Here is a 15,597-nt window from a genome sequence, read left to right on the forward strand (position 1 = left end):
AGTCTGAGCAAGGCGGCCCGATTGGAGGCGGGTCTGCGACCCGTACCAATCGGGCTAACGCAGCTCAGGCTCATCCCACGCCCGTCCTGTAAGGATGCGCCCGGAATCGAAGGTCGCGGCGTTGCAGGGATCGACGCGTATCTCGATACGCATCCAATCCCTGCGCCTTGCGCTGCTTCGATTCCGAGCTGCACCATAACTGTCAATCCTTCTTAAATTTGGTATTAGGTGACTCGCTGCAACCCAAAGCGCTATGATCCACTGCCTCATCACTAGAAAAGTCCAGCGCGGGAAAGAAGCGGACTTTGAAGCGGCGATTCGAAGTTTTTTTTCCGAGTCGATTGCAGATGCGAACACTACCGGAGCTCAACTGGTGACTCCATTGGAGGATGAAAAATCGAACCACTATGGAATCCTCCGGTCATTTCCAGACGAAGAGTCGCGCGATGCCTTCTACCAATCCGATTCGTTTCGCAACTGGGAATCGCACGTCGAGGGATTCGTAGAAGGACCAGCGGAGCACAGGGAACTCCACGGACTCGAAGCGTTCTTTCGGGAGGGAGGCACCAGCCCGCCTCCACCGGTGTGGAAAATGGCTTTGGTCACCTGGATCGGTGTCAATCTGGTAACGACTCCTCTTCTTATGATCCTGATGCCGATCCTCGTCGGCACCTACGGCCTGCGATTTCCTTTCGACAACTTCGCCTTCAACATCTTTGTCGTCGCCGCACTCAGCTGGATTGTGATGCCGTTGATCGTAAAGCTCTCCGGAAAATGGCTGAGCAAACCACCCAAACCGATCATATCTTCACTAGACCCATCGACACCAAAACAACCGACGCTTTGGCAAAAGACTCTTAGACTGTTATTGTCGCCCCAAGTCGGGGAGTCGTTGAAAGACCGCTCCATCGCCCTCTTCGCTCTTTTTCTCGGAGTGACGACCTCGATCATTCACGGCTGGCCGAAGATAATTGGCGCAATCAACTACTTCACGACAGGCGAACCGTGGAGGGATATTGATCTGGTCGTCGCACTGGGACTGCCGTTTCCCGCTTTGATGGCGACAGTCGCTGGCCTGGTCCAGTTCATCTGCAGTCTGGCGGTCGCGACTGGCTTGCTGACTCGTCTCAACGCTCTCCTTGTGGCCTCGACTCTTGTTGTAGCACTCTACTGGAATGCTAGTCAAGGAGCGAGTAACGAAGTCGCATTGCTTTACTTTGTCGGCTTCGTTTTCCTCGCACTTACCAGCAGCGGGCGTCCAAGCCTGGATCTCATTTTGGAGCGAAGAGTGAAGCAATAGACGAGCACAACCAATGGATTCCTTCTCTCCGCTAAAAAACAAAGTCTTCCGATCCCTCTGGATCGCCACCGTCATTTCCAACGTCGGGCATTGGATGCACGAGGTAGGAGCCGCCTGGCTGATGACCGATTTGAGTGACTCGCCGCTCATGGTCGCGCTCGTCCAGACCTCCCTCACTCTACCATTCTTCTTCTTTGCGTTGCCTGCTGGCGTCCTCACCGACCTACTCGACCGCCGCAAATACCTCTTCGCCGTCCAGATCGGTGCCGCAATCGCTGCAGGTGCCCTCGCCATTGTCGGACTCACCATCGGTTACACTCCGGCTACTCTTTTGGCGTTTTCCTTCCTTCTAGGGCTCGCTACAGCGATGACCGCACCTGCGTGGCAAGCCGTCGTTCCCGAGCTGGTCGATAAGTCGGAACTCCCCAAGGCGGTCGCCCTGAACGGAATGGGAATCAACATCGCCCGGGCGATTGGTCCAGCTGCAGCGGGAATCCTCGTTGCCCTCGCTGGCCCCACCCTAGTCTTCGTGCTAAACGCAATCTCCTTCGTCTACATTTCGTTCGCATTGTGGCGATGGAAGCGACCGACCCAAAAACAGGATTTGCCGCCCGAATACTTCTGGGCCGCGGTGGTTACCGGACTGCGCTACATCTTTCATGCTCCCCAATTTCTCGCCGTCCTTTACCGGATCGGCTGTTTTATGGTGAGTGCCAGTGCCGTCTGGGCGTTGCTGCCGATCGTCGCGCGAAGGGATCTCGGCCTAAACGCGACTGAATACGGAATCCTCCTTGGTTCCCTCGGAGCCGGCGCCGTGGCCATAGCCTCGCAAATTTCTCTTCTGAAGAAGCATTTTAGCCCGGCTGCCTTGATCACGATTGGCGGATTTGTCTTCGCCGGAGTCACCGTCGCACTTGGATTGGTCCAGAGTTTCTGGATTCTCCTGCCCATTCTTTTCTTCGGGGGAGCTTCGTGGTTGAGCTTGCTGTCCACATTCAATGTCGGCGCGCAGGCAACCCTCCCGCCTTGGGTGCGCGGGCGGGCCCTTTCAGTTTACCTCCTTATCTTCTTCGGTGGAATGGCCATCGGAAGTCTCCTTTGGGGGACGGTAGCCGACCTTATCGGCAGTAGGCATACCCTTTTGGTCGCAGCAGGCCTCCAAATCGTCGCATGGTTCTTCACTCGAAAACTCCCACTGCGCGATGGAGGCAAAAGCAACCTCGCTCCCGCGCACCACTGGCCCATGCCCAACCTGCCTGGGGGAGAATCTACCGAACGACCCGTCCTCCTCCAGAAGACCTACCGAATTGATCCGGCGAAAACGAAAGACTTTATTCAAAAAGCACAGTCGCTTCGCTCCATTCGCCTTCGGGATGGTGCCAACTTCTGGGGCATCTATGCGGACCCGGAAAATCCTGGCGTCATCCATGAAGTTTTCCAGCACGCAACCGAAACCGACCACATCCGAAGCCATGAGCGGTTTACGGAGGAAGATCGTTTGCTCGAAGAGGAACTTTTAGCCTATCATGTCGGATCGGAACCCCCCGTAGTCCAACACTTTTCTCAGGTTTGGTAAGCCCACTAAACCTCACCATCCTCCAATCAAATCCAAAACCATGCTTCCTGATCCAGACACCTGCCAGTTCGTCAAAGCAGACGACCTAGACTCCTTTGAAGGGCTCATCTTCGACGTGCGCACGCCCGAGGCCTATGCCGAAGCTCACATCCCGGGCACCGTGAACCACTGCGTCTATCAAGTCGATTTTCTTGAGAAGGTTCCAGAAGCCTATCCAGACAAATCCACACCGATACTCGTTTACGGAGACGGTGACCCTTATAAGGCAGACCTCGCTGCCCTTGGAAGATTACAATACCTTGGCTACAGCAACGTCTCCATCCTCGAAGGTGGTTTGGGGAGTTGGCTTGCGGAGTCACGCGATATTGAAGGAGAAGGCGCCTCTTCTTCCAAGACCAACTCTGAGCAGATCCTTTCTCTCAATTCCGAGAAGACGAAAGTCCGTTGGGTGGGCCGTAACCTTATGAACCAACACAACGGAGAGATTGCCGCGTCATCCGGGTTTCTTGAAGTAGATGCCTCAGGCTCTCCGGTGGCAGGAGAAGTCATCGTCGACCTTCGAAAGATGACTACGGAAGACATCACTGATCCTACTCTAGCCAGTTCGCTGATCGGCCACCTCGCCAGTGCAGACTTTTTTGACGTCGAAAACCACCCAGAGGCATCTTTCAAACTGCTCAGCGTGCAACCGATAGAAGGTGCCACCTATGGGAAACCGAACTTTTCGGTCTCCGGCACGCTTGAGGCGAGGGGTAGGACGCTGAATCTCGAAATCGAAGCACTCGTTGAACCCATCGAAGAGGGCTACGTATTCCAATCCAACTTTAATTTTGACCGGACCGAGCTAGGTGCTCTCTACGGATCGGGCAAATTTTTTGAACGCCTGGGCATGCACCTGGTGAACGACTTGGTAAGCATGAGCATCACTGCGTTTTTCGTCTCAAAATAGAGGAAGGCAACCTCCCACTTCGAACTTTTTGAGGTTCTATGGCAAAGATCCGATTCACCATCGGCGTAGCTCCTGCTGCCATTTTTTGCCTCGGGTTATCGGCTTTAATTTCTCCTATTCTAGAGGGCCAGGACCAAGACCGCACGTTTACTGACCTCCCGCCACTCAGGAAGCTCGCTTTTCAAGAAGATGCGAGAGGCTATCAGGATCTTCAGAATAGTCCCCGCCTTCTCGAGCAGATCAAATTCGTTCAACTTGGAGACAGTCCAGACAACTTCATTAGTTTTGGCGGACTCATCCGCCAGAGATATGAATACCTGGAAAACCCGGACTTCGGCGAAACGGTTCAGGATGATGATGGGGCTTGGCTCCAGCGCTACATGGCTCACGGAGACCTTTACTACGGCGACCGATTTCGTGCCTTCGTCCAACTCATTAGTGCTGTTGTCGTCGGTCGGGAAACCGGACCCAGTCCTGTCGATGACAACCACCTCGATTTCCTCAACGCTTTCGTCGATCTCAAAGTAGTCGACGCAGGAGAAAGCGAAGTCACCGTTCGAGCAGTTCGTCAGGAACTTGAATTTGGCTCGGGGCGCTTGGTCGATGCGAGGGAGGGACCGAACGTCCGACGCACTTTCGACGCCGCAAGACTGCTTTCAACAATCCCCTCATGGAGAATTGATGCCCTCTTTGGCCGACCCGTCGAAACGAGGGAAGGTGTTTTTGATGACGTGACGAATAACGACCAGAGCCTATGGGGTGTCTATGCTACCGCGGACGCAGGTCTCCTTCCAATCGGCCATTTGGATGTCTATTATCTTGGCTATCAGAATAACGAGAGCACTTACACCATAGGAACTGCGAAAGAAACCAGACATACTTTGGGAACGCGGTTCTTCGGGACCTCGCACAACTTTGACTGGAACTGGGAAGCCATGTTCCAGTTTGGTGACTTTGGTTCCGATGAGATCCTTGCCTGGTCGATTGCGACCGATACCGGATACACCGTGGACCAATGGGCATGGACTCCCCGCTTCGCAATCAACGCAAATGTCGCCAGCGGGAACCGGGATCCCGACAGCTCTCGGCTCAACACATTCAACCCACTCTATCCTCGTGGGAATTACTTCTCGGATGCGGCTATTCTAGGCCCCCGAAATTTCTTCAACCTCCACCCTTTCGTAACCGTATCGCCCACCGACGACTGGGAGATCACCGCCGATGTGAACTTCTTCTGGAGACTTGAAACCACCGACGGAGTTTATTCGCCAAGCGGACAAATCATAAGGGCCGGCCTTGAAAGCAACGAGAGATACGTCGGGACCGCGTTTTCTTTAAATACATCCTATGCCCTCACAAGAGAGCTAAGCTTTACCGCAATCTACAGTCACTTTGCTCCTGGTAGTTTCATTGAAGATACCGGCCCCTCGCAAAGTCTGGATTTCTTCGAAGTGACCATTCAGTTTCGGTTTTGAGGAGCAAGCGAAGCGCGTCGAATGGCGGAGAGGACGGGATTCGAACCCGTGGAACCCCTTTCAGGGTTCACCGGTTTAGCAAACCTTGGGAGGGTTCGCTATTTAATGATAGGTCTATTGAAAATGTCCAATGGCCTTTAATTCTTGGACGATTTTTGGGTTTTTTTGGGCTATTGAATTGGGTGTGTGGCCTCAATTGTGACGTCGATTATTCGATATATAAATCCCTCTTCGTGAGGCAAGTCTTCCGTCGGAGTGATATCAGATAATTCGGGGTCTTCTTCCTCAGTCTCTGCGAACAGGAGTTCTTTGCGCCCGGAGGCGGTGAACTGTTCTTCCAAGTCTTCATAATCCTCCCAATCTCCGAAGTCGTCCAAAATTTCCCTCGCTTGCTGGATTTTGCCCCTCACGACGTATTTCTTGTTTTTAATGAGGTCCTGACAGAGGAAACCGTACTTTGCGGTGGTTTTCTCCAGGGGGAAGCTCTCTCGTTGGATGTCGGTGTTTTCGTTGGTCCCTGTCCATATGCTCTGGGGAAATCCGGTGATTTCCTGCGCCTCCATCGCCTCTAGGATCGCATTGAAGTCCATTGGCTCAGCGAGGTTGATTGTCCAACCCGCTCCAGAGGACGTGGTGGTGTCTACTCCTTGCGCGTCCAGATTGTAGAGGTTTCCCAAGACGACAGATGTCTCGGAGTTGCTCGCCGCAACGGTGTTCGGGTTGGGGATTGGTGTGGATTGGTCATAACGGGGACGAGCGATCCCGTTTGTAAATTCCTCAGTGAATGGACCTCGTGAGCACGTAAAACTGGAACTAAACCGGGTCTCTGTGCCTTGCTCCTCAATTTCAAAATCTCCGGAGGTGAGATTGATTGAGTGTCCGCCGGAATAGGTGTTTCTGACAATATCCGTGAAGTCGTTTTCGCCAGGATGGTCAGAGAAAGGACCGCAGAATCTGGTGCTTTGTTGGTTCCTTTGTTGGAATCCACTGAAGTTGGCCTTGGCGTAACGGGCTAGGGTTTGTTCCCCGTCGACGTAGAATCCTTTGATCGTCGCGCGGCGGCGTTCGCCCGATCCCGCTATGGAGATTCGTGGGCAGCCGAATAGGTGCCAGTATTTGCTTTCATCTGCCCTCTGACAGACCGATATGGTGCCGCCGATGCTCATCGATCAAATCCACAAATGCCCGTTGGAGACCCCAATCGAGAAGAAGGCTTTGTTTCCGCTCAAACCGTCGTTGACGTTCACTTCGCCGTCTTCGGTGAAGAAAGTGTTTAGCGGGATAATCGCTGTCGAGGCGGAGGGAGACGGAGGCGAACCTCCACTTGAGACGCTGCAACTGGTCGCCCCGCCGTCGTCATCCACGTCGACCCGGATCCAACATTCACCGTTCCCACTGTAGGTTGAATCCGGATTGGAGAGAGACGCGGCGCCGATGTAACCGGGAGAGATTTTGAATGAGGTGGGAGAGATTTTGTAACTGGTCCAAGGAGCACCGGGGCTTTCCGGTTGGAAGGGCTCCTGAGTGCTTGCGCGGCCGCCGTCTGGGGCGTTTGGATAGGTCTTGAGGCGAAGAAGCTCGATGAGGTCGTTTAGCTCCTGGGTGGGGAGCGGTGCGCCCTGCAACACGGTTGTCCCGGCGTGGATGTCGTAAACGGCCTCCTGAATGGGGGAATTCATGGAGGCCCATGCGGCGTTGCCTCCTGTGATGTTACCCGCTTTCCCGAGGTGGATGCCGGGGGAACACTCCTCTTCGTTAAGGGCGTAGATGAATTCATAGGGAAGGCTTGAGAAGCCGGCGTAAAGGACTGCAGCGAGGCCGCTTGGCTCAACGGTGTTTCCGCCAAGGTCATAGGTTAAAACGAGGGTGTTTTCGCCCGAGGTGGAGGAGCCTGCGGAATCGGTGACGTTTACCGGGGCCTCGCCTGCTCTAAAGGCGTTCCGATAGCGAATGACGACGCCGGTAAAATGAAGATCCGGGCGGGGCTTGACCTTAAAGCCGCCGTTTTGGTCGAAGGGCAAAGAAAGCGTGGGCAAACCGGACTGCTGGATGTTTAGCGAGGGAACGCCGCCGCCCGAGTAATCGAACCAAGAGACACTCTGCGGGTGCCAGCGGAGGCAGCGGCGGATGACGTCCGAGAGGAAGATGGAATCGGCGGTCTCGGAAACAGGATCGACGGCAGAGAGGGCAAAATTCCCTTCCTGAAAGCGTGTGGTTTGCGCGATAGCGTCGCGGAGTTGGTCGAGCGTGGTGGAGCGGGTAGCCGACTCGTCTTGAAAGAGGGTGACTTCCGTCGTCCACTCCACGGGATCGACCGGGGCGACGGGATCGGCCTGAAGATCCAAGACTTTTTGTTCGTAGATGTGCGTTCGCAAAAAATGGAGGGGCCCCATGACCGATAGGTTGAAACCTTCCGTGCGGCCGGAGGCTTCGCACTCTGCCGGGACGCACTCTCCGGCAAAGACGCGGGCGCCGTCTTTGAAGAGGGCGACCGCCTCACCGCCCTGCATGGGAGGCGAGGCAGCATCGGCAGTTTTGCCGGTAAGGTTCAGCTCGTCTTGGCCCCGAGAACGTAGGATGAGAACGGCTTTGAGCCCCCACGCTGCGAGCGTTTTGGAGGCTCCGTCAATCGTAAGAGTCCAGGTAGCCATGGGGCTAGTTCCTCTGGTTTTTGACGATTTCTATGATGCGGTCATGAGCGGCTTTGTTTTCCTGCCCTTTTTGCTCAAGGGCTTGCCCGAGCTCGGCAACTTTGGCGGCGTTTTCGGTGTCCGCCTGTTCGATGACAGCTTTGAGGTCGGTAAGGGCTTTGGCCGTTTTGGGCATGCCGGTGGCATTTTGACTGCCGGATTCACCGCCGGAGCTTTCTGGGGCAGTGGAATCGATGCCAGCAATACGATCGCGGGTCGCGTTCATGCCTTCTGCGAGGCGGGCGCCGATGCCGGATGGATTCTCGCGGAAACGGGGGTTGACGTTGCCAAAGGAATCGGCGGCGAAACTACCGCCAATGAAGACACGCTCGCCAAGGGTGCCGTCCGAGTGACGGAAGCGATCGGTCCGCGCACCGGGAGTGTTCTTGAGGCGCTCAAAGTCGGATTGCTCTTTGGCGGAGGACTGGAGATCGGAGGCGGCGGTTTTGAGTTCTTCGGCGGCTTCGTTGAGGCTGGTGGATTCGTCGGTTGCCGGGGTAGTTGCGCCTTCGCCTTGGCGGTCGATTTCTACCCGGAGGTTTTCCAGCTCGTTCTTGGCTTTGTCCGCTTCCTGAAAGGAACGGAGTTCGCCGCGAAGGGCTTCTATAGTGTCGTCAATGGTTCCCTGAGTGCCACCAAAAATGGGGCTGTCTTTGAAGAACTGGTCTACGGCCTCCATGTCGTCACTGTATCGATTGCCCACTCCTTCAAAGAAACCGGGAGTCTCTCTTTCGACTTTTCGCCCCATGGCTTCCAGAAGCTTCTCGTTGGCATTTACAGCACTTGAAAACGCATCTTTGAGTTCATCCGAAATTCCCGGGATTCTCTGAAATACCGCGTTTACGGCGGCCATTAAATTTACTTTGAGAGTCTGCCCAATCAGATCGAAGCGAGAGCCTAGCTGTGATCCAGCTTCGAGAAGGACCGACTTTAGCAAAACACCGAACCGGACGGGGATTTTAACAATGAATTCAGCAAACTTGCTCGCCGCTTTGAGCAGTTGGAGGCCAAAGATTTTGGCGGCGGCGCCGTCGGATTCCCCCGCAATAATCTCACCGACTTTGATCGTCGCACGGGTCTTGAAGGCTTCAATTGCGTCTGCAGCGCGGTCAAGGCTGCGGGCGGTTGAATCCGCCATGACATTGCCGGTTTCACGGGCCTTTTCAGCCAACACGTCGTAGCCTTGCGTGCCCAGCTTTTCGAGGACTTCCAAGAGCATGGGACCGGCGCGTTCCCCCAGGATGGCTTGGATGTCCCGGAAGGCTTCGGATTTGTTGGTTGCGTTGACAAAGGCTTGCCCAAACGCCTCCAAGCGCCGTTCAACGGGCAGTTTCATCAACGCGCCTAGGTCCAACCCTAGACGGTTCACGGCATCCGCATAGCGTCGATTGCCGTCTGCGGCTTCCTGCAGCCGCCCTATCGAATTGCGGATTCCGCGCTCAAGAACTTCTTGGCCTACGCCTGCTTCCCGGGCGACATCGTTCAGGGCTTGGAACTCCTCGATCCCCATTTGATTACGGGTCGCTATGTCGGACATGGTCGAGCCGTAATCAATCGATGCCTTGGCGGCGGCGGTTAACCCTGCGGTGACTCCAGCGATACCCACAACCGCTAGCCGGTTCATCCATCGATAGGCACCTTTAGCGCCATCTTTAATCCTCTGGAAGGTCTTGTGTGACTTCTTATCCAGCCCCGACATGGCCCGGGCGGATTCGTGGATGCCTCCGAGCTTCGACTGTATGTCGATGAGGATCTCCAGTTCCGAGCGAGCCATGGGAAGTTTGAAGGGAGAAGTTAGAAGTTAAAGAGGGGCGACGTTGTCGCGGACCCGGGTGAGGCGTTTACGGCGGAAGCGGTTGAGCGACCGCGCTAGGACTTTCGTTGGGAGGAAATGAGAGTAACTTGGTTCCGCTTTGTCCCTCCCGTTGCGGAATCTTGGCCTAGCGAATTTTCCGGCCATTGAGGGAGGCTTCCCATTTGCGTTGGTTGAGCTTGGCTTCGTCAAGGCTGGCTTGGATGCGGTAGAAATCCGGCAGCTCCAGAGCGCGGATTTCCGCCGGGGTCACCTTTTGCTCGACAGCTAGGCGGGCGATTTCTGCCCGTAGCTCGCGGAGGTTCTTCTCCGGAGTGGGATGCTTGGAGCGGCGGGCGCTTTTGCGGGGCTTTTTGCCCAGCTCGGAGAAAAAGCGGTCGGTATCGAAGACGTTCTCGATGAGGAGGCTGTAGGCGGAGGGGCCTCCAAAGAGGAGGAAGAGCCAGGAAGCGAGCCAATCCCGAGGGGTTCGCCGATAGAGAAGGAGGTTGAGCAGGCGGGCGCCTTCATCCGGGCCGCCGTATTCCTCACTCTCGATCGTGAGGACGGCCTCCAGCGTGCCCACGGTGGGCACGGGCACGCGGACGGCGGGAAGGCGCTTGTGCCAGTTGATGCGGTAGAACCTCACGGCGTAACCGGTTCAACTTCCGCATCAGCGGGAGGGTTTAGGAGAACGGTGCCTTCGCCTACGAACTGGAGTTGATCGTTAAGAGACGTTTGATCTTCAAGGTAGTCGTATTGACGGTTGATGATGAGGCGATTCGTCTCGGATGAGCGTTGGGCCGCGCGGTCATCATAGTAGCGGCCGCCAAAGTAGAGGACAGCGGGCAAGAAGGTCTGCGCGTAACGGAGAAAGAGCGGATCGGAGAGGTCGAACTTCGCGAGCTGCATCGCCTGAAAGAGGGTGAGCTGCATGGACTCTCTGACAGTGATTTTGAAGACTACGTTCTCGTCTGTGTTGTTTGCCCAACCGGGCGGGACGATGATTTCCCCGATCACTTGCGCGGGCAGTTCCTTGATAGCCGCAAGGATGTCTTTGACGGCCTGATTCTCTTCTTTCTGAATGTCCTTGGCGGTATTGACGCCGGAGAAGAACTCGCCAACGCCCGTCCCGCATCCTGAGAGAATCAGGCAGAGGGGAAAAATGATCAGGTTTTTCATTCGGATGGGGGCGCGGCGGGTGCAGGTTTCGGTTTTTTTGGCATCTCGACACCCCGAACAGCCATCAGCCAAAGGGCCAAGAGCGTGAAGAGGAGTTCCTGAAAATTCAGCCCAAGGAGGCCCGTGACGCCTTCGGTAAGGAGCGCGAAGCCTTGGGAAATCTTCTCGACTGAGGTCTCGGCGGCGGGAGGGATAGCCACGGTTGCGCCCGGTTCTCCCGAAGCGTCATCCACCCGGATAAAAGCGGGGTCATCGGACGACTCATCAGAAGCGGAGGGAGAGGTAGAGGGACCTCCAAGGAAAAGAGTCGCCGCCAAGCCTAGCAGAGCGGTCGTTCGGCCGCCTTTGCCGAGAGCGGCTTCGAGGAGTTTGGAGAGTTGATTTTTCATGATGTTGCGTCCAGAGCCAAATCGATGGAAAGGGATTTTGGGTTTGTGTGGTCCTCCCAGATCCGGCGGGCTACGGCGGAGGTGACGGTGCGATAGATGCGGTTGGCGACGAGGGGCGGGCATTTCCAGAAGACGCCGTCATGCCCTTTGACGACCAAGGTCTTGATGGACTCAATGAGCGTCGCGCCCGCTTGCTCCAGGGTGCGGTCGTAGACTTTGCCGACTAGGGCACAAGCATGATTGCGGTAAAAATCCCAATCGTGGATGAGGTAGGCTTGCGGGAACTCGATTTTAGAGAGGTAGGGCAAGCCCCGGGCCACGTCAGTCGAGCCAAAGTCGTGACGAAAGACGTCGGGGCGGTGATCCTGCCCGGCCGAATCGATAAACCCGAACTCCCCGTTGGGCGTAGGGATGTATTCAAATTCACGCGGACCTACCGCGTAATGCGCCCCACAGAGCCCGTAAAACTCGCCTACGGGTATGGACTCCCACCAATCCTCCAAACGCTTTTCTCCGCGTTCACGGAACCATTCAGGAGATGCAGGCTTGTTCGACATGTCTTCACTAAAGGGTCGAAAAGCGAAGTTTTAAGTGAAGGGTCGAGGGATAAACCCTTTTCCTACAAAAAATCAGCGGAGAGGTGGCTCCTCTTCGCCGATCAATTTCGCGGCAAGAGAACGATGTTGGATTGCCAGCCGGTTTTGTTCGGATTCGAGCCATGCCTTGACTTGGCCCGGTAGCGACTGAGGTTCGCCCAACAGGACACGCACAGCAAGCTCTCTGCGGTCGAGGGCCGCTTTCTCCCGGAAGAGTGAATTTTGTGGGTGCTCACAGGGGCCGGGGTAGTTCTCGAAATAGCTCATCTCAAGGCCACCCCTGTCCCAAAGTGAATATCGCGTAGCAGTAGCGTCGGTTTGATAGATTCTCTAGCGGAACATACCAGTCTTTGTGGTTCCACGAATTGCGCGTCACACCGTAAGGCTTGTCGTTGATGACGCGCTGCCCGTAAAGGCACATGTCATGCCCATAGCCGTCAAAAGAAAGATCATTGCCGACCTCAGAGAAGATGCCTGTCCGCGCCACTACCCTGCTTTTCATGTCGTCTTCCGGGATTCTCACGTGCACGCTCACAGTGAGGCCCTCGAAGAACATCGCATCTCTGACTAGATGAGGACTCTGTTCCACACCAGCCCACATGATCCAAAAACCTTTGATTTTTGTCATAGGTTCGTAATTGGGGGGGCGTTTGGTCACGGGCTGCGGATTCTTGAAAACCCTGTATGGTATCGTTCCTGACTCGCGGAGCGCAGTCAGCACTTCGCGCTTTGTTGCTCCCGAATCTTCATTCAACCTCCCGGCAAGCTCTCTGGTTCTGTAGTAAAGAGCCATGGGGGACATCAACTCAGCCGGTTTGCCAAGCATCCTCGACTGTTGAGAATAAAGCATTTGGACCGCACTATGTGCCGTGCAAGCTCCAGTCTGACCTTGTGGCAAATGCGGAGGCGGGAACGCTACTGTGAACTCCTCTGGTGCAAGCGTGGTGCTAACTCTAGGTTCAAATACTTGATCGCCCTCCACTTGTGCAGGCTCGTCAGGAACCGGAGGTATGCCTTTTGTAAACTCTTTAAGAGTGTTCATCGTCCTTCGTGGTTAATGTTGATTACGATTTCCCAAGTAGCTCCTACCAGAGTATTAGGATCGTATCCGTATTTGACGGACAATTCCCGTAGCTCTCTGACCTCAATTGAATTAAGAAACGCTTCTTTGTCTTTATACTGGGCCTCTGGCCTTGGACCAGAATCACCCTGGACCCAGTCCGTTACTGTCTCTTGCACCAGCTCGTTCGGGGTTGGCGCAAAAGTCTGCTGCTTTGGCGTTTCACAACCTGCCAACCCGACTACAAGAACCAATACCAAAGAGAGTTTCAAATTGTTCATTTTAATTAGGGGATGCGTTGTCTGGCATGTGAAATGGCTTTTCCAACCAGAATGACTGAGGTCCCATTTCGTAGAAATTGCTGCGTGATTGGTGCCACTGCTCCAAAGCATCATCAGAGTTGTAGCGTTGACCTCCCTGAGCGAAAACTTGTATGAATTTAGCCATTTGTAGCTGGCTCTCTTTTAGCTCTTTAATCGCATCCTGCATGGATGAAGCTTGGATCTCTGCGCGACCTATATAAACGCCCGCACCAAGCAAAACCACAGCAGCGGCGATAAGCGCTCCCCATGTGTTTATAGTTCTATTGGTGTCGTTCATCTTGCGCTACCAGCCATTGGCAATCTGACCGTTCAAACGTCTATTTGTCCTGATACGGTCTACGGACGTGACCTTTCGATGGGGCACAAAGTAATCGACTCCCAGTGCCCGTCTCGCTTTCCAAACCTGCGTGCGATCATAGCCGCGCAAAACCTCTAGGATTTTCCTGTCAGACCACGCTTCTTCTTTAGCGATCTCGACCAGTAAATCGATCTCGCTTTGAGGTAGCGCAAACGCCGTGTGCTTTGTGCGAAACGTGATCCCCAGCCATGTCCAATCTTCCCGATTTACGATACGGCGAGTTTCCACTGCGGACTGAGAGGGTAGGCTCTTTAAACTCTTACTAAAAACCAGCCTCATCTGATGGTTATCGATGTTCGGAGAATGCGTAACTGTATGATCAATCAACTCACCCGGAAAAAACGCATCAGGGTTGGCCGTGGCAGACGTTAGGGAGAGTGCGATTCCGATGACCGCGAGTATCAGTATGTGTGTTAGTTTCATTTTATTCTGTGGTTGGAAATTGAGCTAGCATCGCGGCTTTGGCGTCCTGGATCGCTTGGGGTTGGGCCGACACATCAACGCCTTGTATTAGAGCTTGGACTACGTCCTGACGGTCGCGGTCGAACCAGTAGGCGGCGCGGTCGAATGGAAACGCGGCGAGGACCTCAGGCGGGAAACCGCCTGCTACGTTTAGAAGACGTTCCCTCAAGGGCAGCTCCGGCGGCGGTGGGACGTAAGCCCACGCTTCGGCAATCTCTGCCTCCGTGAGAACGAAAGGAGTCGTGGTAAAAGTTGGCTCCTCGCCCTCGACCGCAGTCGTGACAATTACGGTCAGCGTCAGAGTCTCCCCGTCCCATTCGGTAGTCGCTCCGTCGGGGATGGTGACGCTTGAAGGCAACGGCTTGGGATACATCCCGCCCTTGCCCTCGACTCTAAAGTGGACCGCGTTCTCGTCGACCGTGACAAGGATCGGCTGTGGCTCGCTCGCTAAGAGGGCGAGCGGGAAGAGAATTATAGATACTAAGTGTTTCATGGTCAGTTCAGCGAGGGATCTAGGACGATGTAATCGGCACGGACAGTGAGATTGGTTGCGTCCGGGTCGGAGGCGGTGAGGGCGATATTGCGGCGAGTAGAGATCAGCTGGCCGGGACCAGTCATGTTGAGTCCAAATGAGTTACCCCTGACTACTGAGGTCGCGAGAGGGAGGCTTAACGTCAGTGTGTCGCCGATCTCTTGATTGGAGCCTCCAGAACTGAGTTTTACATCGAGGGTGCCCGTTACCTCAGCCGTGTTATGGTTCCATAGACTAAGGCGCGTCAGCATCGCGCCCTCCGGAAGGATCGGCCGGAGCGACGAGATCAATTCTACATTGCCCGCGCCAGAGTTGTAGGCATCAACGCCGGGCTCGATGAGGTAGCCCGATGTTTTCGGATCAGTCCAAACGGTCCCGGTCTCGCTCAGCAATGCATAGTTGCCGTTACCCGACAGATCAGGCACGTAGTAGCCCGTGCCCATATCAAAATCAAGGGCAGTGAGGGCGCCTGCACTCTCAACACTTAGGGAATTTAGCGAAATCGTTACTGATCCTCCCGGATCGCCTGCCAACGCGACGCGCACGCCAGATGGCAACATGTCTGCGTCCAACCTCACACTCCACGTATACACACCAGGAGCAGTGATTAGGAAGGTATCTGCCGTATTGCCGATCCCTAACGCCCATCCATTAGCAGCACCGAAATCGACTGCCGCCACGTCTGCTGTGATCACCAGCGTGTCCCCTGCGGTTGGCTCTTCGCTCAACAATGCACGCCCGCAGGCCCCGCCCGCGTTGTTGCCACTACCAGTAACGTCTATCTGGTCGTTTGCGTCGTCAACGGCGACGCTGCCTCCACCAGAGGGAGTCCATCCTGTTGTCGAGCCGTTGGTAAACGTCGAATTGGATGAGAGGTCGACAATGAGCTCTCTGCCGCCGCGCTCAAACTCAG

Annotated in this window: 18 protein-coding genes; 4 read left to right on the forward strand and 14 right to left on the reverse strand. The window is 55.1% G+C overall.

Features of this window, described 5'->3' with window-relative positions:
- Positions 1-253: 253 nt before the first annotated feature.
- From AAGJ81_14715 to AAGJ81_14730, 4 genes are read left to right on the forward strand one after another with little or no spacing between them, the layout of a single operon-like run.
- Complete coding sequence (locus tag AAGJ81_14715) at positions 254-1,300, forward strand: DoxX family membrane protein (protein MEM0967397.1); 1,047 nt, start codon at positions 254-256, stop codon at positions 1,298-1,300.
- A 13-nt stretch (positions 1,301-1,313) separates the two neighbouring features.
- Positions 1,314-2,876, forward strand: coding sequence for an MFS transporter (locus AAGJ81_14720; protein ID MEM0967398.1), 1,563 nt, complete (start codon positions 1,314-1,316; stop codon positions 2,874-2,876).
- A gap of 40 nt (positions 2,877-2,916) precedes the next feature.
- Entirely contained in the window at positions 2,917-3,825 is a 909-nt protein-coding gene (locus tag AAGJ81_14725; protein ID MEM0967399.1) for a YceI family protein, read from the forward strand.
- 38 nt (positions 3,826-3,863) lie between these two features.
- A complete protein-coding gene (locus tag AAGJ81_14730) occupies positions 3,864-5,300 on the forward strand; it encodes an alginate export family protein (GenBank protein ID MEM0967400.1) in 1,437 nt (478 codons plus the stop codon).
- A gap of 170 nt (positions 5,301-5,470) precedes the next feature.
- Here the strand turns inward: AAGJ81_14730 and AAGJ81_14735 are convergent, their stop codons facing one another.
- From AAGJ81_14735 to AAGJ81_14800, 14 genes are all read right to left on the reverse strand, one after another.
- A complete protein-coding gene (locus AAGJ81_14735; GenBank protein MEM0967401.1) occupies positions 5,471-6,466 on the reverse strand; it encodes a hypothetical protein in 996 nt (331 codons plus the stop codon).
- A gap of 3 nt (positions 6,467-6,469) precedes the next feature.
- A complete protein-coding gene (locus AAGJ81_14740) occupies positions 6,470-7,951 on the reverse strand; it encodes a hypothetical protein (protein ID MEM0967402.1) in 1,482 nt (493 codons plus the stop codon).
- A gap of 4 nt (positions 7,952-7,955) precedes the next feature.
- Complete coding sequence (locus AAGJ81_14745) at positions 7,956-9,764, reverse strand: hypothetical protein (protein MEM0967403.1); 1,809 nt, start codon at positions 9,762-9,764, stop codon at positions 7,956-7,958.
- A gap of 166 nt (positions 9,765-9,930) precedes the next feature.
- A complete protein-coding gene (locus AAGJ81_14750) occupies positions 9,931-10,431 on the reverse strand; it encodes a hypothetical protein (GenBank protein ID MEM0967404.1) in 501 nt (166 codons plus the stop codon).
- Positions 10,428-10,964, reverse strand: coding sequence for a hypothetical protein (locus tag AAGJ81_14755; GenBank protein ID MEM0967405.1), 537 nt, complete (start codon positions 10,962-10,964; stop codon positions 10,428-10,430). The genes AAGJ81_14750 and AAGJ81_14755 overlap by 4 nt, the downstream gene beginning before the upstream one ends.
- Positions 10,961-11,353, reverse strand: coding sequence for a hypothetical protein (locus AAGJ81_14760; protein ID MEM0967406.1), 393 nt, complete (start codon positions 11,351-11,353; stop codon positions 10,961-10,963). The genes AAGJ81_14755 and AAGJ81_14760 overlap by 4 nt, the downstream gene beginning before the upstream one ends.
- A complete protein-coding gene (locus AAGJ81_14765; protein MEM0967407.1) occupies positions 11,350-11,910 on the reverse strand; it encodes a hypothetical protein in 561 nt (186 codons plus the stop codon). Before AAGJ81_14765 ends, AAGJ81_14760 begins: the two co-directional genes overlap by 4 nt.
- 72 nt (positions 11,911-11,982) lie before the next feature.
- Positions 11,983-12,216 (reverse strand): hypothetical protein, encoded by a 234-nt coding sequence (locus tag AAGJ81_14770; protein MEM0967408.1) that lies wholly within the window; start codon positions 12,214-12,216, stop codon positions 11,983-11,985.
- A gap of 1 nt (position 12,217) precedes the next feature.
- Positions 12,218-12,991, reverse strand: coding sequence for a hypothetical protein (locus AAGJ81_14775; protein MEM0967409.1), 774 nt, complete (start codon positions 12,989-12,991; stop codon positions 12,218-12,220).
- On the reverse strand, positions 12,988-13,290 hold the full coding sequence (locus tag AAGJ81_14780) for a hypothetical protein (protein ID MEM0967410.1): 303 nt from the start codon (positions 13,288-13,290) through the stop codon (positions 12,988-12,990). The genes AAGJ81_14775 and AAGJ81_14780 overlap by 4 nt, the downstream gene beginning before the upstream one ends.
- 1 nt (position 13,291) lies before the next feature.
- Positions 13,292-13,609, reverse strand: coding sequence for a hypothetical protein (locus tag AAGJ81_14785; protein ID MEM0967411.1), 318 nt, complete (start codon positions 13,607-13,609; stop codon positions 13,292-13,294).
- Between the two features lie 6 nt (positions 13,610-13,615).
- Positions 13,616-14,113 (reverse strand): hypothetical protein, encoded by a 498-nt coding sequence (locus AAGJ81_14790; protein ID MEM0967412.1) that lies wholly within the window; start codon positions 14,111-14,113, stop codon positions 13,616-13,618.
- A 1-nt stretch (position 14,114) separates the two neighbouring features.
- The gene (locus tag AAGJ81_14795; protein MEM0967413.1) at positions 14,115-14,645 is read right to left on the reverse strand and encodes a hypothetical protein; all 531 of its coding nucleotides are present in this window, start codon (positions 14,643-14,645) and stop codon (positions 14,115-14,117) included.
- A gap of 2 nt (positions 14,646-14,647) precedes the next feature.
- Positions 14,648-15,597, reverse strand: a 950-nt coding sequence (locus AAGJ81_14800; GenBank protein ID MEM0967414.1) for a hypothetical protein, incomplete at its 5' end; no start/stop codon positions are given.

The organism is Verrucomicrobiota bacterium (assembly GCA_038744685.1).
Taxonomy (GTDB): domain Bacteria; phylum Verrucomicrobiota; class Verrucomicrobiia; order Opitutales; family Puniceicoccaceae; genus Puniceicoccus.

What these genes read in the sequence shown, in the direction of transcription:
- AAGJ81_14795 (MEM0967413.1), bottom strand. Translation starts at nt 14,645, where the DNA reads ATGAAACACTTAGTATCTATAATTCTCTTCCCGCTCGCCCTCTTAGCG.
- AAGJ81_14785 (MEM0967411.1), bottom strand. Translation starts at nt 13,609, where the DNA reads ATGAACGACACCAATAGAACTATAAACACATGGGGAGCGCTTATCGCC.
- AAGJ81_14715 (MEM0967397.1), top strand. Translation starts at nt 254, where the DNA reads ATGATCCACTGCCTCATCACTAGAAAAGTCCAGCGCGGGAAAGAAGCG.
- AAGJ81_14730 (MEM0967400.1), top strand. Translation starts at nt 3,864, where the DNA reads ATGGCAAAGATCCGATTCACCATCGGCGTAGCTCCTGCTGCCATTTTT.
- AAGJ81_14725 (MEM0967399.1), top strand. Translation starts at nt 2,917, where the DNA reads ATGCTTCCTGATCCAGACACCTGCCAGTTCGTCAAAGCAGACGACCTA.
- AAGJ81_14770 (MEM0967408.1), bottom strand. Translation starts at nt 12,216, where the DNA reads ATGAGCTATTTCGAGAACTACCCCGGCCCCTGTGAGCACCCACAAAAT.
- AAGJ81_14760 (MEM0967406.1), bottom strand. Translation starts at nt 11,353, where the DNA reads ATGAAAAATCAACTCTCCAAACTCCTCGAAGCCGCTCTCGGCAAAGGC.
- AAGJ81_14790 (MEM0967412.1), bottom strand. Translation starts at nt 14,113, where the DNA reads ATGAAACTAACACACATACTGATACTCGCGGTCATCGGAATCGCACTC.
- AAGJ81_14720 (MEM0967398.1), top strand. Translation starts at nt 1,314, where the DNA reads ATGGATTCCTTCTCTCCGCTAAAAAACAAAGTCTTCCGATCCCTCTGG.
- AAGJ81_14745 (MEM0967403.1), bottom strand. Translation starts at nt 9,764, where the DNA reads ATGGCTCGCTCGGAACTGGAGATCCTCATCGACATACAGTCGAAGCTC.
- AAGJ81_14775 (MEM0967409.1), bottom strand. Translation starts at nt 12,991, where the DNA reads ATGAACACTCTTAAAGAGTTTACAAAAGGCATACCTCCGGTTCCTGAC.
- AAGJ81_14780 (MEM0967410.1), bottom strand. Translation starts at nt 13,290, where the DNA reads ATGAACAATTTGAAACTCTCTTTGGTATTGGTTCTTGTAGTCGGGTTG.
- AAGJ81_14740 (MEM0967402.1), bottom strand. Translation starts at nt 7,951, where the DNA reads ATGGCTACCTGGACTCTTACGATTGACGGAGCCTCCAAAACGCTCGCA.
- AAGJ81_14765 (MEM0967407.1), bottom strand. Translation starts at nt 11,910, where the DNA reads ATGTCGAACAAGCCTGCATCTCCTGAATGGTTCCGTGAACGCGGAGAA.
- AAGJ81_14735 (MEM0967401.1), bottom strand. Translation starts at nt 6,466, where the DNA reads ATGAGCATCGGCGGCACCATATCGGTCTGTCAGAGGGCAGATGAAAGC.
- AAGJ81_14755 (MEM0967405.1), bottom strand. Translation starts at nt 10,964, where the DNA reads ATGAAAAACCTGATCATTTTTCCCCTCTGCCTGATTCTCTCAGGATGC.